The following is a 25,714-nucleotide window of genomic DNA, read 5'->3' as shown; positions in this document are numbered from 1 at the left end:
TGCAGGCGATCCGGGCCCGTCGCGGGTCAGTTGTCGTTACGCGGCGGCTCGTCGCCACCGAGCGCCTTGAACGCTTCGGCGGTCACCGCCAGCCGCGCCCGCGCCGCATCGATCAGGCTCTGCTGCGCCGCAAGTTGCGCACGCTGCGCTTCGAGCACGTCCAGATAGCCAACCAGGCCGGCGTCGTAGCGTGCCTGCGCCGCCTTCAGTCGCTCGCCCTGTCGGGCGACCACCCGCTCCTGGGCCACCATGTATTCCTGCAGGCCCTGCTGGTCCGAAAGCACGTTGGCCACCTCGCGGAACGCCACCTGCACGGCACGCTCGTATTCGGCCACCGCGATCACCTTGCGTGCCTCGGCCAGATCAAGGTTGGCGCGGTTGCGCCCGGCGTCGAAGATCGGCAGCGAGATCTGCGGCACGAAGCTCCAGGCACGGCTGCCGCCGTCGAACAGGTCGGACAGCTGTGCGCCGGCCGTGCCGGCGCTGCCGGTCAGCGTCACCCGCGGGAAGAACGCGGCGCGGGCGGCGCCGATGTTGGCGTTGGCGGCCTGGAGCGCATACTCGGCCTGACGCACGTCCGGCCGGTCGAGCAGCACCGTCGAGGACAATCCGTCCGGCACCCGCGTCTGCGGCAGCGTCGTGACCAGGGAGGCAGCGGCGGCCGGCAGCATCGCCGGCGCACCGGTCAGCACCTGCAGCGCATTACGGGCATTGCGGGCCTGGCGCTCCAGGTCGGCCTGGCTGACACGGGCCTCGTCGACCGCGACGCCCGCCTGTAGGGCGTCCAGCCGGTTGGCCAGCCCCGCGTCCAGGCGCCGGTCGATCACCTTGGCGCTTTCCTCCAGGCTTTTTGCGGTCTTGCCCGCCAGTTCGGCGCGCTCGTCGAACGCCCGGGCGTTCCAGTACGCGTTGGCCACGTCGGCGATCAGCGTGGCACGCATCGCGCGCTGCGCCTCCTCAGTCGCCAGATACTGGTTGCGTGCCGCATCGGACAGGCTCTTCACCCGCCCCCAGAAATCGACTTCGAATGCGGTGATGCCCAGGTTGACATCGTAACGGCGGCTGGTCTGGGCCGTGCCATCCGGCGTCAACGTGCCCGGGGTGCGGCCGGCCTGCATGCCGGCGCCGGCGGCGAGCGTGGGCAACCGGTCGGCCCGCGTCACGCCGTAGAGGGCCCGCGCCTCTTCGATGCGGGCCACGGCGATGCGCAGGTCGCGATTGTTCTCGAGCGCCTGCTCAATCAAGGTCCGGAGCGACGGATCGGCAAAGTAGTCCTGCCAGCCCGGCACGCTCGCCGCGGCCGCCTCGGCACCGCTGCCGACCTGCCCGGGTACCGGCAGCGGCGGGCGCTCATACTTCGGGGCCATCGAGCATGCACCGAGCAGTGCGGCGATGGGCAATAACATGAAAATGCGTTGCTGCATGGCTATTCCTTTTAGTGCGCCGCCGGCCGGGGCCGCAATATCGGCCCCAGCCGGCGCGCCGGATTCATCGATGATCGTTGGCCGGTTGCGTATCGACGCCATACGTCGACGCACCCTTGTCCGGGAAGAAGCGCCGGACCACCACGAAGAACACCGGAACCAGGAACACGGCGAGCACGGTGGCGGCAATCATGCCGCCGATCACGCCGGTGCCCAGCGCGTGGCGACTGGCTGAACCCGCGCCCGAACTGATCGCCAGCGGCATCACGCCGGCGATGAAGGCGATCGAGGTCATCAGGATCGGACGGAAGCGCAGCCGGCAGGCTTCCAGCGTGGCATCGACGGCGTTCATGCCATGCCGCTGCATCTCGCGGGCGAACTCGATGATCAGGATGGCGTTCTTCGCTGACAGGCCGATGATGGCAATCAGGCCGACCTTGAAGTACACGTCGTTGGGCAGCCCTCGCAGCGTCATCGCCAGCACCGCACCGAAGATCCCCAGCGGCACCACCCACAACACGGCGAACGGGATCGACCAACTCTCGTAGAGCGCAGCCAGGCACAGGAACACCACCAGGATGGACAGCGCGAACAACGCGGGCGCCTGCTCACCCGAGAGCCGTTCCTCATACGAGGTGCCGGACCACTCGAAACCCACACCCGGCGGCAGCTTGGTGGCCATCTCCTCCATCGCGTCCATCGCATCGCCCGAGCTCTTGCCCGGCGCCGCGCTGCCGGCGATCTTGTAGGCCGGCAGACCGTTGTAGCGGTCCAGCTTGGCGTCGCCGACGATCCATTGCGTGGTGGCCACCTCGGACAGCGGCACCAGCTTGCCTTCACGCGTCTTGAGCTGCAGCTTCAACAGGTCCTCCGGCTGGATGCGTGCGTCTGGCGATGCCTGCATCAGCACCCGCAGCACCCGGCCTTCGCGCACGAAGTCGTTCGCGTAGGCCGAACCCAGCGCGACGGCGAGGGTGTCGTTCAGCTCGTTCATGTCAACGCCCAGCTGGCTCGCCTTGACCTTGTTCACCTCCAGGTAGACCTGCGGTCCCGGCTCCTGGCCTTCAGGGCGCACCCCGGCCAGATTGGGGTTCTGGCCCGCCATGCCCAGCAGCATGTTGCGCGCGTTCAGCAACTGCTCGCGCCCAAGACCAGCCCGGTCCTGCAGCCGGAAGTCAAAGCCCCCGACCGATGCCAGTTCCGGGATCGGCGGCACGTTGGTCGAGAAGATGAACGCCTGCTTGATCTGGAACAGCGCCATGTTGGCCATGCCGACCAGCGAATCGAGCTGGGTTTCGTCGGTGGTGCGCTCGTCCCAGTCCTTGAGGGTGACGAACGCGAGCGCCGCATTCTGGCCGCGGCCGAAGAACGAGAAGCCCACCACCGAGACCACGCGGTCGACCCCGGGCTGCGACATGAAGTGCTTTTCCACCTGTTCGACCACCTGCAGCGTGCGCTCGCGGGTGGCGCCGGCCGGCAGTTGCACCACGTTGATGAAGTAGCCCTGGTCCTCTTCAGGCAGGAACGAGCTTGGCAGCCGGGCGAACAGCCAGCCGGTCACCGCCAGCAGCAGCGCGAAGAACAGCAGCGCAAGGCCACTGCGGCGCAGGATGCGTGCCACCCAGTTCCGGTAACCATCCGTGGTGGCGAGGAACTTGCGGTTGAACCAACCGAAGAAACCCTTGGAACCATGCCCATCCTCGCCCTTCTTCACCGGCTTGAGCAGCGTTGCGCACAGCGCCGGGGTGAGCGTCAGCGCCATCAGCGCCGAGAAGAACATGGTCAGCACCAGCGTGACCGAGAACTGGCGGTAGATGGCGCCGACCGAGCCGGAGAAGAACGCCATCGGGATGAACACCGCCGTCAGCACCAGCGTGATCGCGATGATGGCGCCGACGATCTGGCCCATCGCCTTCTGCGTGGCTTCGCGCGGCGCGAGGCCCTCCTCGCTCATGATGCGCTCGACGTTCTCGATCACCACGATGGCATCGTCCACCAGGATACCGATGGCCAGCACCATGGCGAACATGGTCAGCACGTTGATCGAGTAGCCAAAGAGGTACAGGCCGAGCAAGGCGCCGGTGAGCGCGATCGGCACCACGATGGTCGGGATCAGCGTGGCACGCAGGTTGCCAAGGAACAGATACATCACGACGAACACCAGCGCGATCGCCTCGGCCAGCGTCTTGAGCACTTCCTTGATCGAGATGTCGACGAACTTGGAGGTGTCGTACGGCAGCTCCCAGCTCACGCCCTTGGGAAAGTACTTCGCCAGCTCGGCCATCCTGGCGCGGATCGCCTGCGAGGTCTGTACCGCGTTGCCATCGGGCGAGAGCTTGATCCCGATCGCGGCAATGGGCTTGCCGTTCAGGCGCGCGCTCACGTCGTAGCTCGCGGCGCCCAGCTCCACCCTGGCCACGTCCTTGAGCCGCACCAGCGCGCCGTTCGCGCCTTCGCGCAGCACGATGTTGCCGAACTCCTCGGGCGTGACGAAGCGGCCCTGCGTCACCACGGTGGCGGTGAACTGCTGGTTCTTGGATGCCGGCAACGCGCCGATCTCACCGGTGGCCAGCTGCACGTTCTGTGCGCGCACCGCCGCCAGCGCCTCGCCCGGCCCCATCCTGAAGCCGGCAAGCTTGGCCGGATCGAGCCAGATGCGCATGGCGTATTCCGAACCGAACAGCTGCGCCTCGCCCACACCCGGCACGCGCCGCAGCGCATCGATGATGTTGGCGTTGACATAGCTGCCCAGCGCCACCTCGTCATAGCTGCCATCGGGCGAGAACAGCGTCAGGAACAGCAGGTAGTTGTCGCGCGACTTGAGCACCTGCACCCCCTGCCGACGCACTTCCTCGGGCAGGCGCACCTCGACCCGCTTGACCCGGTTCTGCGCGTCGACCGAGGCGATGTCGAGGTTGGTGCCGGTACGGAAGGTCAAGAGGATGGTCATGTTGCCGGCGCTATCGCTCTCCGACGACATGTACAACAGATTTTCGATGCCGTTCATCTCCTGTTCGATCAGCGAGGTGACCGTCTCCTCGACCACCTTGGCGCTGGCGCCGGGGTAGGACGTGGTGATGGACAGCCCCGGCGGGGCGACCTCGGGATACTGCGCGATCGGCAGGCTGCGCATCGCCAGGAGGCCGGCGAGCACGATGATGATGGCGATCACCCACGCGAAGATGGGTCGATCGATAAAGAAACGGGCTAACATGCGTGTGCGCTCCCCTTATTGCTGCTGGGCAGGCGCCGGGGCCTTCTGGGCCTGCGGTGCCGCCTTGGCGCCCTCGTCGACCGGGTTGACCGGTGCACCGGGCGCGACCTTCTGCAGCCCGTCGACAATGACCTTTTCACCGTTCTTCAGGCCGCTGGTGATGACCCAGTCCTGACCCGAGAAACCACCGGTCTTCACCGGGCGCACGGTGACCTTCTTGTCGGCGCCGACCACGTAGACGAACTGCCCCTGCGGATTGGCCATCACCGCACGCTGCGGCACCTTGACCGCGCCGCCCACCGCCCCTTGCGCAAAGCGCACGGTGGCGAACATGCCGGGCAGCAAGAGCCGGTCGGGATTGGCGAACTGCGCACGCAGCGTGACAGCGCCGGTGCTGGGGTCGACGGTCTGCTCGGCGAACTTGAGCTCACCCTTGAGCGGGTAGACGCTGCCGTCTTCGAGCACGATCTCGACCGGCAGGTCGGTGGCCTTCATCTTGCCTTCGAGGATGGACTTCTTCAGCCGCAGCATGTCCGCGCCGGACTGGGTGAAGTCCACATAGATCGGGTCGAGCTGCTCGATGGTGGCCAGATGGGTCGCCTCGCCCTTGCCGACGAGCGCGCCTTCGGTGACGAAGGCGCGGCCGATGCGGCCGGAGATGGGGGCGGTCACCAGCGCGTGGCCCAGGTCGATCTGCGCCTGCTTGAGCGTGGCCTGCGCATTGGCAACATTCGCCTGTGCCTCCTTGAGCCCGGCCTCGGCCTGGTCCAGCTCCTGCCGCGAGACGCCCTGATCGTTGATCAGCGCGCGATAGCGCTCGGCGGTCTGCCGCGCGATCGCGACATTGGCGTTGGCCTTGGCGAGGTTGGCACGCGCCGCCGCCGCCGCCGCCTCAAGCATGTCCCGGTCGATCTGGAACAACGTCTGCCCGGCACGGACCTCGCCGCCTTCGGTGAACAGGCGCTTTTCGAGGATGCCCTCGACCCGTGCGCAGACCTCGGCAGTGCGGTAGGCCAGCACGCGCCCGGTCAGGTCACGCGTGACCGCCACATCGCCCGAGCGGGCAGTGGCGACGACGACCTCGGCCGGCGGCATCTGGCCGCCGCCGGGCCCACCGGCCTGCTGATCGCCCTTGCTGCAGGCAGACAGCGCCAGCACGATGGCGGCCGCCAGGGTGAGCCTTCCGAAATGGGGATGCGACATGATTTCTCCTTTGTTCGGGATTCTGGGAACAGCTTTTGTTTGTTATTTATTGGGATGCGGCATCCGTCGTGGCGGGCGCCGCCGGCAAGGCATACAGGCGCAGGAACAGCTCCAGCGCCCGGTTCACCTTATCGAGTTCCTGTTGTGGATCGAGCGGACCGCCGCCGAACACCAGCAAGGTGTGATCGTGGCTGATCAACATGTCGATCAGGATGTTGGCCGCCTCCATCGGGTCATCCTGCCGCAGCACGCCTTGCTGCATGGCGCATTGCAACAGGTCCGCCATCTGCGTGCGGCTGTAGACGTAACAACTCTGGTAGAGGCTCTGCGCCAGTTCCGGAAAACGCCCGGACTCGCTCACCATCACCTTGTGCATATTGATCGACTCGGGCGAGAGCACGCGCTGGCGGAAGGTCAGGCCAAAGCGGACCAGGCGTTCGCGGCAATCGCCGTCACCTGTGCCAAGGGTGCTGAATACCTCCTGCACGGCACGGGTCAACGCAGTGCAGAACAACGTCTCCTTGTTGCCGAAATGGTTGTAGATCGTCTGCCGCGCCACCTGGGCCCGCGCCGCCACGGCATCGATGCTGCTGCGGTAACCGTATTCACGGAACACTTCGAGCGCGGCATCGAGTACCCGCGCAGCGCAGTCGGTAGGGCAAGGCGGAGCTGAAGACATGGCCGAGTCGAAAGGGCGGAGTAGATTAGACGGTACAGTCTAAATGCAAACACCCGCCGCCGTAAATCCTGACGCTGTCTGCCATTGCCACCTGATCGCGCCATCGCCGTAAGCCCCTTCCACCCTTGCATCCGCCCTGACTGGCACCGGCCTTAGCACTGGCCCTGCCGCGCCGAGCGCAAACCTTAGTTCAAGCGCGATGCCTTTGCCGTACACCCCCCCGTTTTGCGCAATCAAGGCATAAAAACGGCCACCCGTCGGATGGCCGCTGGTCTAGCGGCCGCCCGACACGGCTGCCCCGCACCGCAGACAAACCCCCATCCGGGTGATTGCCGTCGGCTGCGCTCGCCCTGGCCCCGCCACGCGTACTCGCAGGGTTCCGGCTGCGGCATCAGGCCGCTGCGTGCCTGTCCCGCACCTTGCATTCCGGTGGGCACCCGCTTGGACCGGCACCATCGTGCTGCGCATGCCCCCACCCTCGTCGGGTCAACAGGGACAACGCGCCCCGGCGGGTGCATCCGCACCTGGAAAGCGTGCTTCCAGGCAATGGCGGTAAAACGCTTCCCGGCTCAGCGGCACCGCGTCAGGATGGCGGGCCTGCATATGCGCAAGGTAGTACTCGTAGTCGTGGATGCCCACCATCAGCCGGCAGGTCTGCACCAGCTTCTTCGCCGCATCCTTGAGCCCCCCCAGCCAGTCGGCGCCAAGGCTGTAGCGCTCGAACGCACCGCGGCTCATCGGCAGCCCCGGTTCATGCCGCGCCGCGTGCCCGGCCAGATAGCGGGCGTAGGCTTCATCCGTGTCGGGCTCCGTCGGCGTGCCCCCTGCCCTGCCGGGGATGATCAGCTCAGGCATGGCCGGTCGCCTCGCGCAATTGGATGGGCGCCTCCTGTGCCGTGGGCCCTGCCTCGGCCAGCGCGCGGCGGATGGCGACGCAGGCTGCCAGCAGCATCACCACCGCCACCAGCATGAAAAAGCCGCACAGCACCGCATTCACCTGGTTGTTGAACGCGATGCGTTGCATATCCTCGATGTGCTTGGCCGGCGCGAGCAATGTGCCTTGTGCCGCAGCAGCGTTGAACTTGTCGGCGATGGCCAGGAAGCCGATCCGCGGGTTGTCGTGGAAGATCTTCTGCCAGCCCGCCGTCATCGAGGTGACGAACAACCAGGCCGTGGGCAGCAGCGTCACCCAGCCATAGCGCTCCTTCTTCATCTTGAACAGCACCACGGTCCCCAGCAGCAACGCCATCGACGCGAGCATCTGGTTGCCGATGCCAAACAGTGGCCACAGCGTATTGATGCCACCGAGCGGATCGGTGACACCCTGGTAGACGAAGTAGCCCCAGCCGGCCACCGCCACCGTGGTGCCGAACAGGTTGCCCAGCCAGCTGCGGCTGCGCCCAAGCCCAGGGACCGCGACGCCGACCAGGTCCTGCACCATAAAGCGGCAGGCACGGGTGCCGGCATCGACCGCGGTCAGGATGAACAGTGCCTCGAACAGGATGGCGAAGTGGTACCAGAACGCCATCATGGCGCGGCTGTTGAAGATCTCAGAGATGATGTGCGCCATGCCGACGGCAAAGGTGGGCGCGCCGCCCGCGCGGGACAGGATGGAATGCTCGCCCACCTCGCGCGCCATCTGCGTCAGCGCATCGGGGGTGATGGCGAACCCCCAGCCATTGATCGTGCTGGCTGCCGATTCGACGGTGGTGCCGATCAGCGCGGCTGGCGAATTGAGCGCGAAGTACACCCCCGGATCGAGCACGCTGGCGCAGATCAGCGCCATGATGGCGACGAACGACTCCATCAGCATGCCGCCGTAACCGATCATGCGGGTATGGCTTTCGCGTTCGACCAGCTTGGGTGTGGTGCCGGACGACACCAGCGCATGAAAGCCCGAGATCGCACCGCAGGCGATGGTGATGAACAGGAATGGGAATACGCTGCCCGCGAACACCGGGCCGGAGCCGTCGATGAAGCGCGACACTGCCGGCATCTTCAGTTCCGGCGCGGCGAACACGATGCCGACCGCGAGGCCGAGGATGACGCCGATCTTGAGGAAGGTGGACAGATAGTCGCGTGGCGCCAGCAGCAGCCACACCGGCAGCACCGAGGCGACGAAACCGTAGATCACCAGCACGATGGTCAGCTGCGGGCCGGTGAGCGTGAAGAACGGCCCCCAGGTCGGGCTCTGCGCAATGTTCTCGCCGTAGACGATGGCCAGCATCATCAGCACGAAGCCGATCACCGAGATCTCGCCGATGCGGCCCGGCCGGATATAGCGCATGTACACGCCCATGAAGAGCGCGATCGGGATGGTGGCCGCGATGGTGAAGGTGCCCCATGGGCTCTCGGCCAGCGCCTTGACCACCACCAGCGCCAGTGCCGACAGGATGATGATCATCACCCCCAGCGCGCCCAGCATCACGATCACGCCGGCGACGGGCCCGAGCTCCTGCTTGGCCATCTCGCCCAGCGAGCGGCCGTCGCGGCGCGTGGAGATGAACAGCACCAGGAAATCCTGCACCGCACCGGCCAGCATCACGCCGACCAGGATCCACAATGTGCCGGGCAGATAGCCCATCTGCGCCGCCAGTACCGGCCCGACCAGTGGTCCGGCGCCGGCGATTGCGGCGAAATGGTGGCCGAACAGCACCCAACGGTGGGTCGGCACATAATCGAGCCCGTCGTTGCGGCGCTCAGCCGGCGTCATCCGCCTGTCGTCCAGCTCGAACACCTTGTCCGCGATAAAGCGGCTGTAGAAGCGGTAGGCGATGCTGTAGCAGGCCACCGCGGCGAGCACCAGCCACACTGCGTTGACCGCCTCGCCACGGCTGAGCGCCAGCATGGCGAACGCCCATGCGCCGATCAGCGCCACGACCAGCCAGATCAGTCCCGATTTCAGATTGCCCATGCGATCTCCCTGTCTTTCCAAGCGGGCTGCACGACCCGCAACGTCGTGGAACACCCGACCGACCGCCGGAGCATCCCCCGCCCGGGCCGCCATCGGCATTAGGGTTTTCCCCGGCCTGACAGCGATGCCTCATGGGATTTGCATGGAACCGTCGGTCGGCGTAGGGGAAACACCCTCGACGTGATAGCAGGCCAAGGCGGCAGACGCCAGCTGCAGGCGCCATACCGATTGCAACAGGCGCCCGCCGGGAGGAACGACCCAGGAAGAGCAAGGGCCGCGCGGCTCAGCCCGAGGCGAGCTTGAGTCCGATGATGCCGGCCAGGATCAGACCGACCGAGACCAGTCGCCATACGGTGGCAGGCTCGCCCAGCCAGACGATGCCCAGCACCACGGTGCCGACCGCGCCGATGCCGGTCCACACCGCGTATGCCGTACCGGCGGGCAGCGAACGCATCGCGACAGCCAAAAGATACAGGCTGGCAAGTGCCGTCACCGCGAACACCACCGAGGGCACCAGCCGGGTAAAGCCGTGCGACGCCTTGAGCGCCATGGCCCAGGCCACTTCCAGCACGCCGGCGATCAACAGGTAGATCCAGGGAACGAGATTGGGGTTCATTGACCACTCCTGATCGAAAGACATCGAAAAGAGGGGCCGTCCCCGTTGGATGACGGTGCACGGTCGTCCGCACACCCGAAAAGCACGCCGCCAGTCTATCGAAGCGGCCCGCAACCGGCCAGCGGCGGCACCGATGCACGATCTTGCTTTGCCCCGGCGCCGGAATTGGGCACAGGCGCGGGGCGCCGCGTATAAAACCCGGCGCAGCACGCCTGACAGGCAGTGCGCGGCGTCCTTACCGGTGATGAAACGGGCTGCCCTCGGTCGCCGGCGGTACAGGTGGTGCGACCAGTGGACGCGACGCGGCCAGCGCAGCGGTGGTGTTGGCGCTAAGCCAGGCCGCGCCGCAGATCGGCGATCAGATCCTCGTCATGCTCCAGCCCGACAGAAAGGCGGATCAGACCCTCGGTGATGCCGGCGGCGGCACGCGCCTCGGGGGTGATGCGTCCGTGCGTGGTGCTGGCCGGATGGGTGATGGTGGTGCGTACGTCGCCCAGGTTGGCGGTGCGGCTCATCAGTTGGACCGCATCGACCACCCGCCAGGCCGCTTCGCGCCCGCCATGGACCTCGAACGAGACGATGCCGCCGCCACCGCGCTGCTGGCGCTGGGCCAGCGCATACTGCGGGTGCGACGGCAGGCCCGGGTAATACACCCGCGCCACCTGCGGCTGCGCCTGCAGCCACTGGGCGAGCTTGAGCGCATTGTCGCAATGCGCACGCATGCGCAGCGGCAACGTCTCCATGCCCTTGAGCAGCACCCAGGCGTTGAACGGCGACAGGCTGGGCCCGGCGGTGCGTAGGAACAGATACACCGGCTCGACCAATGCCGTGCTGCCGGCGACGGCGCCGCCCAGCACCCTGCCCTGCCCGTCCAGATACTTGGTCGCCGAGTGCACCACCAGATCGGCGCCGAGCTTGAGCGGCTGCTGCAGGATGGGTGTGCAGAAGCAGTTGTCGACCGCCAGCAGCGCGCCATGCGCGTGGGCGATCTCGGCCAGGGCGGCGATGTCGGCCACTTCGGTCAGCGGGTTGGACGGGGTTTCCAGGAAGAACAGCCGGGTGTTGGGCCTGATTGCCGCCGCCCAGGCCGCCGGATCGGTCGGGCTGGCATAGCTGATCTGGACGCCGAACTTGACGAAATAGGCGTTGAACAACTGGATGGTGGCGCCGAACAGGCCGCTGGACGCCACCACATGGTCGCCAGCCTTCAGATGGGCCATGCCCAGCGCCAGGATGGCGCTCATGCCGCTGGCGGTGGCAATCGCCCGCTCCGCGCCTTCCAGCGCTGCCAGCCGCTGCTCGAATGCCGTCACCGTGGGATTGCTGAAGCGCGAATAGATGTAGCCCGGCATCTGGTTGGTGAACTTGAGCGCGGCCTCCTCGGCGCTGCCGACGCAGAAGCTGGAGGTCAGATACATCGCATCCGAATGCTCGCCGAACTCGGTGCGCAATGTGCCGGCACGGATCGCCAGCGTATCGGGATGCAGCTCGTCGGGAAAATCGTTCATCGACAACCTCTATGAAGAAACAGCAGGCATGGCACCCGTTGTAGCGCGGACCGGCACGGCGCGACCGCCACAGCGGCGCGCAGCAAAGGGCAGAACAGCGGCGCGCGTCGGACCGGCCTGGCGCCAGGCTGGACGCACCCGGGCATCAGATCAGGTTCTGCTCGGCCACACCGATGTTCAGGTCGAGCAGCCGCGTATCGGCGTCGCTCTCCTTGCTCTTGGCCGACAGCGGCGACAGACGCTTGGCTTCGAGCTCGTCCAGATAGGCATCGGTCACATCGCCGGTGATGTAGTTGCCGTCGAAACACGAGGTCTCGAACTCGGCGATGGTACCGCCGCTCGCCTCGCCGCACGCGGTCTTGAGCGCATCCAGATCCTGGTAGATCACCGCGTCAGCGCCGATCTCGCGCGCGATCTCCTCGTTGCTGCGGCCGGTGGCGATCAATTCGGCCCGCGTCGGCATGTCGATGCCGTATACATGCGGGAACTGCACCGGCGGCGCGGCCGACGCCAGATAGACCTTCTGCGCGCCGCAGTCGCGCACCATCTGCACGATCTGCTGCGACGTGGTGCCGCGCACGATGGAATCGTCGACCAGCAGCACATTCTTGCCGCGGAACTCCACCGCAATCGGATTGAGCTTCTGCCGTACCGATTTTCTGCGGCTGGCCTGGCCGGGCATGATGAAGGTGCGGCCGATGTAGCGGTTCTTCATGAACCCCTCGCGATACGGCAGCCCCAGGGCGTTGGCCAGTTGCAACGCCGCGTCGCGGCTGGTGTCGGGAATCGGGATCACCACATCGATGTCGAGCCTGGGCACCAGGCCGCGCACCTTCTCGGCCAGCCGCTCGCCCATGTTCAATCGCGCCTCGTGCACCGAGATGCCATCGATCACGCTGTCGGGCCGGGCGAAATACACATGCTCGAAGATACAGGGCACGAGCTGGGGATTGGGGTGGCACTGCTGGCTGTACATCTGCCCTTCGAAGGTGACGAACAGCGCCTCACCCGGCGCTACATCGCGCTCCAGCTTGAAGCCCATGGTATCGAGCACCACCGATTCGCTGGCGACCAGGTATTCGGTCCCCTCCGGCGTTTCGTGCGTCCCCAGTGCCAGCGGGCGGATGCCATGCGGATCGCGGAAGGCCAGCATGCCGAATCCGGCGATCATCGCCACCACCGCATAGGCGCCACGCACGCGCTGGTGCACCGCAGTGACGGCGTCGAACACGATGTCCGGCGTCAGCGTCAGGCCGCGGATGCGCTGGCCCAGTTCGTGCGCCAGCACGTTGAGCAGCGCTTCCGAGTCGGAATTGGTGTTGATGTGCCGCAGATCGGTGCGGTACATCTCCTCCTTGAGCTGCTTGTCGTTGGTCAGGTTGCCGTTGTGCGCCAGCACGATGCCGAACGGGCTGTTCACATAGAACGGCTGCGATTCGGCGAGGCTAGACGCCGAACCGGCGGTGGGATAGCGCACATGACCGATCCCGGCATTGCCGAGCAGCGAGCGCATGTTGCGGGTGCGGAACACATCCCGCACCAGCCCCTGCCCCTTGTGCATATGGAAGACAAGCCCTTCGCCCGTCACGATGCCGGCCGCATCCTGCCCGCGATGTTGCAAGACCAGGAGCCCGTCATAGAGCAATTGGTTGACCGGGGTTTTGGCGACCACGCCGACAATGCCACACATCGAAAAGCCTCTCGACTCAGAAGAGATCAATCATTCGTAACGCACATGCTGGGACAGCGCCTGCGGCAGCCATGGCAACACCATGAGCGCCGACGCCTCGAACAAGGGGCTGAACATCGCATCCTGCCAAGCCTTGTTCTTGGGCAGTGAGGTCAGCCCCGCACCCAGCACGATCAGCATGACAAACAGCACGCCACGCACCAATCCGAACACACCGCCCGCCAGGCGATCGAGCGGCTTGAGCCCGGCCGCCTTCACAAACTGGTTCAATGTGATCCGCGTCAGCGTGGTCAACAGCCACACTGCGAAAAACAATCCGGCAAAACCGGCCAGATAGCGCAAGGGTTCGCTGGGCAGTCCGGCGGGCATCAACCGCGCGGCGTCGTCGGCATAGGTGATCGAAATGCCCGCCGCCAACACCCAGGCCGCCAGCGCCATCAGCTCCTGCACCAGTCCACGCATCACCGAAAGCAGCACCGACAGTCCCAGCACCGCGAGCACCACGTAATCGAATGCGGTCACGCCTTACTTGCTCACCAGTTGCGGCGTATAGCCGAGCGCAGCGGCCTTGCGCTGCGCCGCTTCGCCTTGCGGGCGCGGCAACGGACCGATCCGCACGCGGGTCAGCCCCACGCCTTTGACCGTCACCGGTTCGGCACGCGCCGGCAGTCCCGCAGCCTTGAGCTTGTCGGCGATCTGCGCCGCCTTGGCGGCATCACCATAGGCGCCGATCTGCACGAATACGGGGGCGCCGGCGGCAGCCGGCTCATCCAGCCCTTCGAGGATGCGCTTGGGGTCGGCCTTGGGCTTGGGCGCCACGGTCGGTTTGGGTGGGGGTGTCGGTTTGGGCTTGGGGATGATGGGCGAAGGCAGCGGGCTCGGCCGGGGCTCGGGTGTCGGCGGCGTCACGGCGTCGGCAACGTTTCCGGTCTGCTGGGTCACGAGCCTGCCGGGCAGGGCGGCAAGCGCCGCACTGGCGCTTTGCGCGGTCGGCACAGGTGGCGTCGCGCTGGCCGCCACACTCGGGGCGCTCGCCTCGATCACCACCGGCTGCGCATCCTGCGCCAGATTCTGTGGCGGCTCGGCGTCCATCACCGTCCACAGGACGGTCAGCGCGAACAGGACCAGCGCAATCGCCCCCACCAGACGCCGCCGCGCCCGTTTACGCAGCTGCAGCAACTCTTCGCTGACGTTATCTCGTGCCATGCTCACCGGTACGCGCGGCCATCACTTCGGCCACGGTATAGAAGGACCCAAAGACCAGAATTCTATCAGCTTCGCCAGCCGCCTCACAGGCGGCACGGTAAGCCGCGGCGATCGACCCGTGGCAGGTGATGCCGGCGCGCGGCGCCAGGGCACCGATGTGGCCCTGCAACGCCTCGGCCGGGGCGGCACGCGCGGTCTGCGGCGCCGCGAGATGCCAATGATCGACGCGGTCCGCCAGTTGGGCGACGACGCCGGCGACATCCTTGTCCGCCATTGCGCCGAACACCGCATGCGTGTTGGCGGCAAAGCCCATGCCATCGAGCGCCTGACGCAGCGCGCGCGCCGCGTGCGGATTGTGGGCCACATCCAGCACGGTCTGCGGTCTGCCCGGCAGCACCTGGCAGCGCGCCGGCCATTCGACCTCCAGCAGGCCGCGCTTGATCTGGCCCAGGCTGACCGGCAGACGCTCGCGCAATGTATCGAGCATGGCGATCGCCAGCGCCGCGTTGTCCAGCTGGTAGGGGCCGCGCAACGCCGGCAGCGGCAGCGCGTGGCGGGTGCCGGAACGCGTCCGGCATGACCACTGGTTGCCTTCGGCTTCCTTGCGCCAGGAAAAGTCGCGGCCGATCAGCTGCAGATCGGCGCCCTGCTGCGCAGCCACATCCAATAGCGTCTGCGGCGGGTCTGGATCTGCGCAGAGCGCAGGCTTGCCTGGCCGGTAGATCCCAGCTTTTTCAAACGCGATCGCTTCACGGGTGTTTCCAAGGAACGATTGATGGTCCAGATCGATGCTGACCACGGCGGCCACATCCGGCTCGAAGACGTTGACCGCATCGAGCCGTCCGCCGAGGCCCACTTCCAGCACCGCCACGTCCACGCCCGCTGCAATGAACTGGTGCATCGCGGCCAGGGTGCCGAATTCGAAATAGGTGAGCGATGTATCGGCGCGCGCCGCCTCGACCGCAGCCAGCGCGGCGACGATCCGGGCATCGTCGGCGGGTTCGAGATCGATGCGCACGCGCTCGTTGTAGCGCAGCAGATGCGGCGAGGTATAGGTGCCGACCTTGAACCCCGCGGCACGCAGCATGGCACTCAGCATGGCGCACACCGACCCTTTGCCGTTGGTGCCACCCACGGTCAGGATCGGGAAGCCCGGTGCCAGGCCGAGCGCATCGCGGACCTGCGCCACACGCGCCAGACCCAGTTCGATGGCGGCGGGATGCAGCTGTTCGAGGTGGGCCAGCCAGGCCTCAAGCGTATCGGCGCGGAACATCGCAGGCGGGCCTTTGGAAGAGAGCGGCCGCGGCATGAGGCCGGCAGGCCGCTTCGTGCGGGATCACGTGGCGGCGTGCTACGGCGCCACGTCGGAGCATGCTCACGCGGCGATGGCGGGCTGCTTGGAGAGCAGCGTCAGCAACTGGGCGATCTTCAGCCGCAGCTCGCGACGGTCCACCACCATGTCCAGCGCACCTTTCTCCAGCAGGAATTCGGAGCGCTGGAAGCCTTCCGGGAGCGTCTCGCGCACCGTCTGCTCGATCACACGCGGACCGGCAAAGCCGATCAGCGCACCCGGCTCGGCGAGCACCACGTCACCCAGGAAGGCGAACGAGGCCGAGACGCCCCCCATGGTCGGATCGGTCAGCAGCGAGATGAACGGCAGGCGTTTTTCGGCGAGCCGGGTCAGGATGGCGCTGGTCTTGGCCATCTGCATCAGCGAAGTGAGCCCTTCCTGCATGCGCGCCCCGCCCGAGGCGGAGACGCAGATGAATGGGCAGCCCTGTTCGATCGCCGATTGCACGCCGCGCACGAAGCGCTCGCCGACCACGGAGCCCATCGAACCGTTGACGAAACCGTACTCGAACACCGCGACCACCGCCGGCACCGAATGGATGGCACCCTGCATCACCACCAGCGCGTCGTCCTCGCCGGTACTGGTCTTGAAGCCGTCGAGCTGTTCACTGTAACGCTTGACCGCCTTGAACTTGAGGATGTCCACCGGCCGCACCTCGGCGCCGATCTCGAAGCGGCCCTCGGCATCCAGCAGGAGATCCAGCCGGCGCCGCGCGTTGATGCGGTTATGGAAGCTGCACTTAGGGCAGACATCCAGGTTGTTTTCCAGATCGGTGCGATACAGCACTGCGCCACACGCCGAACACTTGTGCCACAGCCCCTCGGGCACCGCCGACTTGGCGCCCGGCTCGCGGCTCTTGATCTTGGGCGGCAGGAGTTTTTGCAACCAGCTCATGAGATGCTCCTATCGGCCGCGCTTCAGGCGCGCGCCGTATCCATCGCCGCGCGGACGCCGGCGAGAAAATCGGTCAGACGTTGCGCGAGGCCCGCCTCGCCCGCCTCCACTTCCTGCACCAGCCGCGAACCGATCACCACCGCATCGGCCACTGCGGCCACCGCGCGTGCCGAGGCGGCATCGCGGATGCCGAAGCCCACGCCGATCGGCAGCGACAGGTGTGTCCTGAGCATTGCCAGCTTCTCGGCCACATTGGACACGTCCAGATGCGCAGCGCCGGTCACGCCCTTGAGCGAGACGTAGTAGACATAGCCGCTGGCCAGCCGTGCCGCGGCCTTGAGCCGGGACTCGGGGGTGGTGGGCGCCAAGAGGAAGATCTGGTCGAGCCCATGGGCACGCAGCACGGCATTGCACGGTCCGGCCTCCTCGGGCGGCAGATCGACGGTCAGCACGCCGTCGACGCCGGCAGCCACCGCGGCACTGGCAAAGACCTCGTAGCCCATCGCCTCGACCGGATTGGCGTAGCCCATCAGCACCACCGGGGTCGCGGCATCGCGCTCACGGAACTGCGCCACCATCGCCAGCACCTGGCGCAGCGACACCCCATGGGCGAGCGCACGTTCGCTGGCGCGCTGGATCACCGGACCATCGGCCATCGGATCGGAAAACGGCACCCCCAGCTCGATGATGTCCGCCCCGCCGGTGACGAGCGCATGCATCAGCTCGACCGTGAGTGCCGGATGCGGGTCACCCGCGGTGATGAAAGGAATCAGCGCCTGCCGGCCCTGGGCCGCCAGTTGCGCAAGTACGTTCTGGATTCGGGACATGGTTTCGGGTTCTAAAAAAACCGGAGCGCAGAATGCGCTCCGGGTTGGCTACAGTTGAATGCCGTCCAGACGGGCGATGGTGGGAATGTCCTTGTCGCCACGGCCGGAGAGATTGACCAGGATCACCTGCTCGCGATCGAGCCCACGCGCCAGCTTGGCGGCATGCGCCAGCGCATGGCTGGACTCCAGTGCCGGAATGATGCCCTCGAAGCGGCACAGGTCGTGGAAGGCTGCGAGCGCCTCGGCATCGGTGGCGGCGACATATTCGGCGCGTTGGATATCCTTGAGATGGCTGTGCTCGGGGCCGACCCCCGGGTAGTCAAGCCCGGCCGAGATCGAGTGCGTCTCGATGATCTGGCCGTGCTCGTCCTGCATCAGATAGGTGCGGTTGCCGTGCAGCACGCCGGGCTTGGCATTGGCGGTCAGCGGGGCGGCATGGCGGCCGGTATCGAGCCCGTCGCCCCCTGCCTCGACACCGATCAGGCGCACGCCGGGCACGTCGATATAGGGATGGAAGATACCGATGGCGTTGGAGCCGCCACCGACGCAGGCGACCACCGCGTCGGGCTGACGGCCGATCAGGTCGACCATCTGCGTCTTGCACTCCTCGCCGATCACGCATTGGAAGTCACGCACCAGCATCGGATACGGATGCGGGCCGGCGCAGGTGCCGATGATGTAGTAGGTGCTGTCCACATTGGTGACCCAGTCACGCATCGCCTCGTTCATCGCGTCCTTGAGCGTCTTCGACCCCGAAGACACGGCGACGACCTGTGCGCCCAGCAGCTTCATCCGGTAGACATTGGGCGATTGGCGGGCCACATCCTCGGCGCCCATGTAGACCACGCACTCAAGGCCGTAGCGCGCCGCCACGGTGGCCGAGGCCACGCCATGCTGGCCGGCACCGGTTTCGGCAATCACGCGCTTCTTGCCCATGCGGCGCGCGAGCAGCGCCTGGCCGATGGTGTTGTTGACCTTGTGCGCACCGGTGTGGTTGAGGTCTTCACGCTTCAGATAGATCTGCGCGCCGCCGATCTGCTCGGACCAGCGCCTGGCGTGGTAGATGGGGCTCGGCCGCCCCACGTAGTGCTTGAGTTCGGACTTGAACTCGGCGAGGAAGTCCGGATCCTGCATCGCCTTTTCGTACTCGATGCGCAACTCGTCCAGTGCCGGCATCAGCGTCTCGGCCACATAGATGCCGCCGAACTGGCCGAAATGGCCACAGGTATCGGGCTGCTCGTAGCGCAGGAAATCGTTCATAGTCGTCTCACTCAATCGAAGCTGCGCGCACCGCCTGGATGAACGCTGCAATCCTTGCCAAATCCTTCACACCCCGGCGGGCTTCCACGCCGCTGGAGACATCCACCGCCCACGGCCGCACCTGGGCGACTGCGGCGGCGACATTGTCGGGGTCAAGGCCACCCGAGAGCACCAGCGGCAACGGCAGGCCGGGCGGCAGCAAACGCCAGTCGAAGGCCGCGCCGGTGCCGCCAGGCACGCCGTCGACAAAGGCGTCGACCAGGAGACCACGCGCGTCGGCGTAGCGGGCCGCGTATTCTAGCAAATTTACATCGTGTTTAACCCGTACCGCCTTCATATAGGGCCGGCCGAAGGCGCGGCAGTAGTCTGGCGCTTCATCGCCATGGAACTGCAGCAGGTCCAGCGGCACCTGATCCAGCACCGCCCGCACGAGGGCCGGGTCGGCATCGACGAAGAGTCCGACGCTTGTCACGAACGGCGGCAGCGCACCGCAGATGGCCCTGGCCACAACCGCATCCACGTTGCGCGGGCTGGGTGGATAGAACACGAGGCCGATGGCGTCGGCCCCCAGCCGGGCCGCTGCAGCGGCGGTCTTAGCATCGCGCAGGCCGCAGATCTTGATGCGTGGCGTCATAAAGGATTCATCCGGATAGGTTCAAATCAGCGCGTGGCGTGCAGCCGGCTCGCTATCGAGACCGAAGTGGGCAGGATAGCTGACGCCGGCCAGATAAAGCCCGTCTGGCATGAAGGTGGGTGGCGCCAGTGCACGATCCCTGGCCGCCAGCAACGCCGCGATCCACTCCGGCGGGCAGTTGCCCTTCGCCACATGCAACAGCGCGCCCATCATATTGCGCACCATGTGGTGCAGAAAAGCATCCGCCGCGAAATCGAACACCAGCAGATGGCCCTGCCTCTGGATCTCAAGGCGATGCAAGGTCTTGACCGGCGTCTTGGCCTGGCATTCGGCGGCGCGGAAACTGGAAAAATCATGGCGGCCCAGCAGCAGTGCGGCAGCCGCGTGCAGCGGCTCGAGTGCCAGCGGCTGATGCATCCAGCCGATCCGGCCGGCCATCAATGCCGGTCGCACCGGATGGTTGAGCAGCAGATAGCGGTAGTGCCTTGCGCAGGCTGAGAAGCGGGCGTGGAAATCGTCGGGCACCGGCATGGCACGCAACACAGCGACACCTGGCGGCAGAAAACGGTTGACGCCCCTCACCCAGGCGGTCAGCGGGCGCACGGCTTCGGTGTCGAAATGGGCAATCTGGCCAGTGGCATGTACGCCGGTATCGGTCCGCCCGGCCGCGTGCACGCGCACCGGATGGCCTGCCATCCGGGCAAGCGCCTCTTCAAGCGCGGCTTGCACGGTGGGCTGGTCAGGCTGGACCTGCCAGCCGCAAAAAGCACGTCCATCGTATTCGATGGCCAGCGCGTATTTCATGGGATCAGCGCCTGTTCACAGTGATTGCATCACAGGTTTCGGGGTTTGGCCGGCTGCCCACGACCTCGGCAACGCGGCGCGTAGGACACCTTCCCCGGCCGCTCCAAGTCCAAGGACCGCGCCGGACAGCACCATCCATGGCATGGCGCTCCTTAAAGGACTGCATCGTTGCCGGTATGGTGCACCACGCGGCGCTGGCGCGGCGCAGCCTGGATGGGAGAACAACGACGACCGGGCGCTCAGAACATCACCACCCACAGCATGCAGACCAGCGCCAGCAGTGGCAGCAACAACCCGCAGCGCTGCAACGGTGACAGCGGCGCGGGCGGCCATTCTAAGGCAAGCGCGGGCGGCGTGTCCTGCGCCGGAGCGGTCAACTCACGCCACAGCACACGCCAGCCGCTGTGTCTGTCAAGCAGCGCCTGGGCATAAACCAGGGTCAGTGCCAGGCGCAGCGCCGCCACACGTCGATCCACGCCGACCCAGGAGAGCGGCGTGGCCAACGCATGCATGCCGGCGAACAGCCGCTCTCGCGCCATGCCGCCCAGCAACAGCTGCAATGCGGCCACCACGCCCAGCAGACGCACCGCCTGCAACCCACCGGCACTCAAGCCCTGCTGGGTGGGGGACAGCGCCCAACCCGGCCACAGATACTGCCCCGGCACGCCCCATCCATAGACGAACATCAGGGCGGCCAGCAGCGCCAGCAGGCGGCGCAGCGCACGCTGCAAAGCTCGCCCGTCTCGCCATGCGGCCACCAGCAATGTCACGGCGACACAAATGACAAGTGGCGTGGGCTGCATCCACTGCAGACCGCACGCCACCAGGCCCCACCACAGGATGCGCTGGGCCGGGTGGGCCCAGGCGCATGCCCTGATCACAGCGAGTCAAGCAGGCTGCGCGCCTCCTGCTGCTGCACCGCACTCCCTTCGGACAGGGCCTCCTGCAGGATCTCGCGCGCGCCTTCCACATCACCCATGTCGATGTAGGCCCGGGCCAGGTCGATCTTGGTCTGCACCGGGTCCTCGGCGGAAAGATCCAACTCGTTGATCGTGTCCTGCTCCAGACCGATGTCGATCGGCGATGGCGCAGCCGACGGGCTGGCCGGGGCAGCCGACGCATCCAGGTTGAAATCGAAATCGAGATCCAAGGCATCCTCGGCTGCGGAGTTGGCGTCGGGCTGGGCCGGCGCGAATTGGGCCAGATCCTCGTCGAGCTGGCGTGCCGGCGTCGGCGCGGGTGGCGCCTCGGCCAGGGTGGGCTGGTCCAGGTCGAGATTGAAATCCAGATCGTCAAGCTCGTCCTGCTGCGGCGCCTCGGCCACGTGCTGCGTCTGCCTGGCCTGCAGCTCAGCCGGCTCCTCGCCCGGCACCATGAACGCATCCAGATCGAAATCAAGATCGGCCGACGGCGCAGGCGCAGGTTGGGGTGCCGCGGCCGCTGGACTGCCCACCGCCTCGTCATCCATGCTCAGATCCAGATCGAGCGGGGCCGCTGCAGCCGCGGCCGGGGCCGCAACGGCTGCGGCGGCAACCGGCGGGGCGGTATCGACCAGCCCTGCCTCCGGAGCGGGCCGGCTGCCGTCCTTGCGGGCGTAGAGCGGATTCTCGGGATCCAGGTTGCGGCCCATGTAGGACGCCTGCTCCCACACCGGCCCGCTGCCATTGGTACGGGCAAAGAGTTCCGCCGCTATTTCCTCGAACGAGGTCCTGTCCTTGCGCGCGGCGTAGATCTCCAGGAGCTTCATCCGGATCTCGCTGCGCGAAGGATCCTTGGAGAGCGCGTCCTTGAGGATTTCCTCGGCCTGGGTATCGCGGCCATAGGCCATATATACCTCGGCCTCGGCGATCGGGTCGACCTCGTCGGTATCGATCGTGCCCAGACCCTGGCGGCTGAAGTCCGTCAGGAATGAATTCTCGGTCGGCTGGGTGCTGATCACCGCGCCACCGGTATTGCCAAGCACGGTATTGGGCTTGAGATCGCCGCCGGTGATGATGCTGTCCTCGAACACCGCAGGCCGGCGACGCCGCGCCGACATGAGGCCGGCTGCACCCAGCAGCAGCACACCCACCCCGGCACCCAGCAGCAGCGGGTTGCCCAGCAGGTTGTCGAGGAACGATGCCTCTTCCTCGACCGGCGCTTCGATCTGCACCGGTGCACGCGGTTTCGGTTGGGGCGCAGAGGCCGGTGCACTGGCAACCGGTGCGGCGGCGACCGCCGAAGCGGCCGATGCGGCGCTGGCGGTCACCGCCATCGATGCCGCAGCCGGCGTGGGCTGTGCTTCGGGCGTGACCGTGGGCGTCGGCGTGGGGGCGGCAGCACCGGCCTTGCCCTTGATCGCCAGCATCTTTTCCATGTCGCGAACGGTCTTTTCCAGCTCGCTGACACGCTGGTTGGCCTCTTCCAACGCCTTCTGGCGCGCCACCGCCTCCTCTTCCAGGCCACGGATGCGCGACTGCGCATCGCCACCGGCGCCCTTGTTGTCCGCGCCCTTGGAAAGACGGAGCCGATCCTTGTTCTCAGCCTGGGTGGTCCCCTTGTCCTCGACCTGTGCGGAAATCTTGCCGGAGGATGATTGACCCTGTTCGGCCACCGGTGCGTTCATCGCCGCTTCGGCCACACGCTGACGATAGTTGCGCCAGTTTTCCGACTGCAGCCGGATTTCCTTGGCTGCCTCGCCCTGCGGGACGCTGCCGATCTCCTCGCGCCCCGGCACACGCAGGATCTTGCCGCGCTTGAGCCGGTTCATGTTGCCGTCGAACGCGCTCTGATTGTTCCGGTACAGCGCGACCAGCACCTGTTCGAGGCTGACCCCTTCAGGCTTGACTGCACTGGCGATCGACGACAGCGTATCACCCGGCTTGACCTGGTATTCGCTGGCCGAGGCTTCGGCGCCAGCCGTGCTCGACGCGGCCTGGCGCGTGGTCTTGCCGCCGGTTGCGCCTGCCCCTTCCGCTGCGGCACTGGAGCGTGCCGTGGCTGCAGGCGGTGCAGGGGTACGGCCGGAAAGCCGGCCGGATGCGGCTGCAGGTGGATTCACCTTGGCGGCCGAATAGTCGACCGGATCGATCAGTGCCGTGTATTCACGCTGGATATGGCCGTTGGCCCAGTTGAGCTCGATCAGCAGGTCAAGAAATGGCTCGGAGATGGGCTGGGACGAGCTGACGGCAACATAGTATTGCCCGCCGGCGCGCTTCTCTATATTGAGGCGCAAGCCCATCGACGGGGCAGGATAAGAAATCTGTGCATTGGCGAAAGCCGCTGGCGAAGCCAGACTCACGACCAGGGAATCCGCCTCCTCAGGGGCGACCGAGACAAGATCGATTTCCCCGCGGAACGGCTGTCCAAGGCCGGATTGCACGCTCAACCGGCCCAACCCTGCAGCGCTCGCATATAGCGGCGTGGCCAGCATCACGGCCAAAACGCAGGCCTTGATCTTTGGTTTGCTCAGCACGATTCCCCCCAAGTTGGCTCATTATATTTACGGCCGATATACGCAGCTTACATCGGATGGTGAACATATCATCTGCCCGGACGGCGACGCAAGGCAGAACAAGGCTTGGCGGCCCGCTGTTGCAGATATAGCAAAGTTCTCGAATATACCGAAGCGCCCTTCGCAATTCATTCAAACGGAATTGTCAAGTGCACGCACCGGATAAAACCAATCCATTATCCAGCCATCACATATTCGACCGTGCGTCGATTGGGCACGTGATCGAGCTGCCAATGATGCAGCGCCCAATCCCAGCAGGATTCAACCGAAGCCTGTCGCAATCGGGACGGGGGCGACTGCCCCAGCAGGGCCAGCGCCTGCCACAGCGAGGCCGCAGCGTGCCTGGGATCGAGCCCGGGCGCCTGCGTCTGCTTGCTCAGCTTCTCCCCGTCCGCATTCACCAGGACCGGGATGTGGGCATACTCCGGCACCGCATAGCCCAGACAGCGTTGCAGCCAGATCTGGCGCGGCGTGGAATCGAGCAGGTCCGCCCCGCGCACCACCGCGCTGACCCCCTGCTCGGCGTCGTCCACCACCACGGCCAGCTGATAGGCGAACAGACCGTCGGCGCGGCGCACCACGAAATCGCCGACGTCGTGCGCCAGATGCTGCGTGCAATCCCCCTGGACCGCATCCCGGAACACCAGGGCCTCGTCAGGCACCTTCAATCGCCATGCACGCATCGGCCGGCCCGCCGCCAGGCCCGACCGGCAACTACCCGGATAGACCGGGCCATCGACGCCGGCGTGGGCGATCGCCGCGACCTCCTTGCGCGAACAACCGCACGGGTAGACAAGATCACTCCCGGAGAGCCGCGCCAGCGCCGCTTCGTACCGGTCGGTGCGCACGCTCTGGCGGATCACGGCACCGTCCCATGCGAACCCATGCCGGGCCAGCTGCTCGGCGATCAGCTCGGCCGTCCCTGGCACGGTACGCGGGGGATCGAGATCCTCGATGCGCAGCAACCAGATGCCGTTGCGCACCCGGGCCTCAAGGCAGCTGGCCAACGCCGCCATCAGCGAGCCCAGATGCAACGGCCCCGTGGGGCTTGGCGCAAAGCGCCCGACATAGCGCGCCGCGACGGGCGCGTGGTTGCTGACTGCCATGTTGATTGCTCTCGAAGCCGCGCGCCTTGTTGAAATATAATCGCTATTTTCCGGCAAGCGCCCGTTTCCCAGAAAGGATTTCCTCTTATGACCTACGTTGTCACCGACGCCTGTGTGAAGTGCAAGTACACCGACTGCGTCGATGTGTGTCCGGTGGACTGCTTTCACGAAGGCCCGAACTTCCTAGTCATCGATCCCGATGAATGCATCGATTGCACCTTGTGCGTCGCCGAGTGCCCGGTGGAAGCAATCTATGCCGAAGACGACGTGCCCACCGAAATGCAGGACTACATCCCCCTCAACGCCGAGCTCGCCAAGAACTGGCCCACCATCGTCAGCAAGAAGGACCCGCTGCCCGATCATGAGGAATGGGCAGGCGTGGTCGGCAAGATCCATTTGATCGAGCGTTGAACGCTTGAGCTGCAGCACCGTGCCATTCTATAATGGCGGGCTTTCTTCCCTTGCCTGACCGGCGTCGCTGACGGCAGGCTGTAACCCACAAGGAGCATCCATGCGACATTACGAAATCGTGTTCATCGTGCACCCCGACCAAAGCGAACAGGTGCCGGCGATGATCGATCGCTACAAGGCCATCATCACTGCCGGCAACGGCAGCATCCATCGCCTGGAAGACTGGGGCCGCCGCCAGCTGGCCTACCCGATCCAGAAGATCCACAAGGCGCACTACGTACTGATGAACGTCGAGATCGGCCAGGAGACCCTGGACGAACTCGAACATGCCTTCAAGTTCAACGACGCCGTGCTGCGCCACCTCATCATCAAGATGGAACATGCCGTGACCGAGGCATCCCCGATGATGAAGGAAGAAAAGTCGAAGTCGCTGACTCCGCAGGCCGGCCAGGAAAACGCTGCCGCCGCGGCCTGAGTTGT

General features: G+C 66.1%; 22 protein-coding genes. 2 read left to right on the top strand and 20 right to left on the bottom strand.

The window, feature by feature from the left end:
* Positions 1–26 precede the first annotated feature (26 nt).
* From N8I74_RS10500 to gluQRS, 20 genes are all read right to left on the bottom strand, one after another.
* Positions 27–1,424, bottom strand: coding sequence for an efflux transporter outer membrane subunit (locus N8I74_RS10500; protein WP_263122999.1), 1,398 nt, complete (start codon positions 1,422–1,424; stop codon positions 27–29).
* A 64-nt stretch (positions 1,425–1,488) separates the two neighbouring features.
* The gene (locus N8I74_RS10495) at positions 1,489–4,638 is read right to left on the bottom strand and encodes an efflux RND transporter permease subunit (protein ID WP_263122997.1); all 3,150 of its coding nucleotides are present in this window, start codon (positions 4,636–4,638) and stop codon (positions 1,489–1,491) included.
* Between the two features lie 15 nt (positions 4,639–4,653).
* Positions 4,654–5,841 carry an efflux RND transporter periplasmic adaptor subunit gene (locus tag N8I74_RS10490; RefSeq protein WP_263122996.1) on the bottom strand — a complete coding sequence of 396 codons (1,188 nt, stop codon included), beginning with the start codon at positions 5,839–5,841 and terminating at the stop codon, positions 4,654–4,656.
* A 46-nt stretch (positions 5,842–5,887) separates the two neighbouring features.
* On the bottom strand, positions 5,888–6,520 hold the full coding sequence (locus N8I74_RS10485) for a TetR/AcrR family transcriptional regulator (RefSeq protein ID WP_263122995.1): 633 nt from the start codon (positions 6,518–6,520) through the stop codon (positions 5,888–5,890).
* Between the two features lie 486 nt (positions 6,521–7,006).
* Positions 7,007–7,375 (bottom strand): YbdD/YjiX family protein, encoded by a 369-nt coding sequence (locus N8I74_RS10480; RefSeq protein WP_263122993.1) that lies wholly within the window; start codon positions 7,373–7,375, stop codon positions 7,007–7,009.
* Positions 7,368–9,434, bottom strand: coding sequence for a carbon starvation CstA family protein (locus N8I74_RS10475; RefSeq protein ID WP_263122991.1), 2,067 nt, complete (start codon positions 9,432–9,434; stop codon positions 7,368–7,370). The genes N8I74_RS10480 and N8I74_RS10475 overlap by 8 nt, the downstream gene beginning before the upstream one ends.
* A 283-nt stretch (positions 9,435–9,717) precedes the next feature.
* Complete coding sequence (sugE, locus tag N8I74_RS10470; RefSeq protein ID WP_263122990.1) at positions 9,718–10,050, bottom strand: quaternary ammonium compound efflux SMR transporter SugE; 333 nt, start codon at positions 10,048–10,050, stop codon at positions 9,718–9,720.
* A gap of 329 nt (positions 10,051–10,379) precedes the next feature.
* On the bottom strand, positions 10,380–11,558 hold the full coding sequence (locus N8I74_RS10465; RefSeq protein ID WP_263122988.1) for an O-succinylhomoserine sulfhydrylase: 1,179 nt from the start codon (positions 11,556–11,558) through the stop codon (positions 10,380–10,382).
* A 145-nt stretch (positions 11,559–11,703) separates the two neighbouring features.
* Positions 11,704–13,248, bottom strand: a complete 1,545-nt coding sequence (gene purF, locus N8I74_RS10460; RefSeq protein ID WP_263122987.1) for an amidophosphoribosyltransferase — start codon at positions 13,246–13,248, stop codon at positions 11,704–11,706.
* A 30-nt stretch (positions 13,249–13,278) separates the two neighbouring features.
* Entirely contained in the window at positions 13,279–13,770 is a 492-nt protein-coding gene (locus N8I74_RS10455; protein WP_263122986.1) for a CvpA family protein, read from the bottom strand.
* Between the two features lie 3 nt (positions 13,771–13,773).
* The gene (locus tag N8I74_RS10450; protein WP_263122985.1) at positions 13,774–14,454 is read right to left on the bottom strand and encodes an SPOR domain-containing protein; all 681 of its coding nucleotides are present in this window, start codon (positions 14,452–14,454) and stop codon (positions 13,774–13,776) included.
* Positions 14,441–15,727 carry a bifunctional tetrahydrofolate synthase/dihydrofolate synthase gene (folC, locus tag N8I74_RS10445; protein WP_263122983.1) on the bottom strand — a complete coding sequence of 429 codons (1,287 nt, stop codon included), beginning with the start codon at positions 15,725–15,727 and terminating at the stop codon, positions 14,441–14,443. The genes N8I74_RS10450 and folC overlap by 14 nt, the downstream gene beginning before the upstream one ends.
* Positions 15,728–15,829: 102 nt before the next feature.
* A complete protein-coding gene (accD, locus tag N8I74_RS10440; RefSeq protein WP_263122982.1) occupies positions 15,830–16,699 on the bottom strand; it encodes an acetyl-CoA carboxylase, carboxyltransferase subunit beta in 870 nt (289 codons plus the stop codon).
* Positions 16,700–16,722: 23 nt separating this feature from the next.
* Positions 16,723–17,526: a tryptophan synthase subunit alpha gene (gene trpA / locus N8I74_RS10435; protein WP_263122981.1), complete on the bottom strand. Its 804-nt coding sequence runs from the start codon at positions 17,524–17,526 to the stop codon at positions 16,723–16,725.
* A gap of 48 nt (positions 17,527–17,574) precedes the next feature.
* Positions 17,575–18,786, bottom strand: a complete 1,212-nt coding sequence (gene trpB, locus N8I74_RS10430) for a tryptophan synthase subunit beta (protein WP_263122979.1) — start codon at positions 18,784–18,786, stop codon at positions 17,575–17,577.
* 7 nt (positions 18,787–18,793) lie between these two features.
* On the bottom strand, positions 18,794–19,420 hold the full coding sequence (locus tag N8I74_RS10425) for a phosphoribosylanthranilate isomerase (protein WP_263122978.1): 627 nt from the start codon (positions 19,418–19,420) through the stop codon (positions 18,794–18,796).
* A gap of 21 nt (positions 19,421–19,441) precedes the next feature.
* The gene (gene truA / locus N8I74_RS10420; RefSeq protein WP_263122977.1) at positions 19,442–20,224 is read right to left on the bottom strand and encodes a tRNA pseudouridine(38-40) synthase TruA; all 783 of its coding nucleotides are present in this window, start codon (positions 20,222–20,224) and stop codon (positions 19,442–19,444) included.
* Between the two features lie 239 nt (positions 20,225–20,463).
* The gene (locus tag N8I74_RS10415) at positions 20,464–21,105 is read right to left on the bottom strand and encodes a CbiQ family ECF transporter T component (RefSeq protein ID WP_263122975.1); all 642 of its coding nucleotides are present in this window, start codon (positions 21,103–21,105) and stop codon (positions 20,464–20,466) included.
* Positions 21,102–23,678: a FimV/HubP family polar landmark protein gene (locus tag N8I74_RS10410; protein WP_263122973.1), complete on the bottom strand. Its 2,577-nt coding sequence runs from the start codon at positions 23,676–23,678 to the stop codon at positions 21,102–21,104. Before N8I74_RS10410 ends, N8I74_RS10415 begins: the two co-directional genes overlap by 4 nt.
* Positions 23,679–23,893: 215 nt before the next feature.
* On the bottom strand, positions 23,894–24,823 hold the full coding sequence (gene gluQRS / locus N8I74_RS10405; RefSeq protein WP_263122971.1) for a tRNA glutamyl-Q(34) synthetase GluQRS: 930 nt from the start codon (positions 24,821–24,823) through the stop codon (positions 23,894–23,896).
* 87 nt (positions 24,824–24,910) lie between these two features.
* Between gluQRS and fdxA the strand changes: the two genes are divergently transcribed.
* Together fdxA and rpsF are read left to right on the top strand one after the other, a co-directional pair.
* A complete protein-coding gene (gene fdxA, locus N8I74_RS10400) occupies positions 24,911–25,234 on the top strand; it encodes a ferredoxin FdxA (protein WP_263122969.1) in 324 nt (107 codons plus the stop codon).
* A 100-nt stretch (positions 25,235–25,334) separates the two neighbouring features.
* Positions 25,335–25,709: a 30S ribosomal protein S6 gene (gene rpsF, locus N8I74_RS10395; RefSeq protein WP_263122968.1), complete on the top strand. Its 375-nt coding sequence runs from the start codon at positions 25,335–25,337 to the stop codon at positions 25,707–25,709.
* The last annotated feature ends 5 nt before the right edge of the window (positions 25,710–25,714 follow it).

The sequence above is a fragment of the Chitiniphilus purpureus genome (genome assembly GCF_025642115.1).
In the GTDB taxonomy this organism is placed as follows: Bacteria; Pseudomonadota; Gammaproteobacteria; order Burkholderiales; family Chitinibacteraceae; genus Chitiniphilus; species Chitiniphilus purpureus.
The sequence above is the reverse complement of the archived record's forward strand: the minus strand, read 5'-3'. Positions and strand labels throughout refer to the sequence as shown.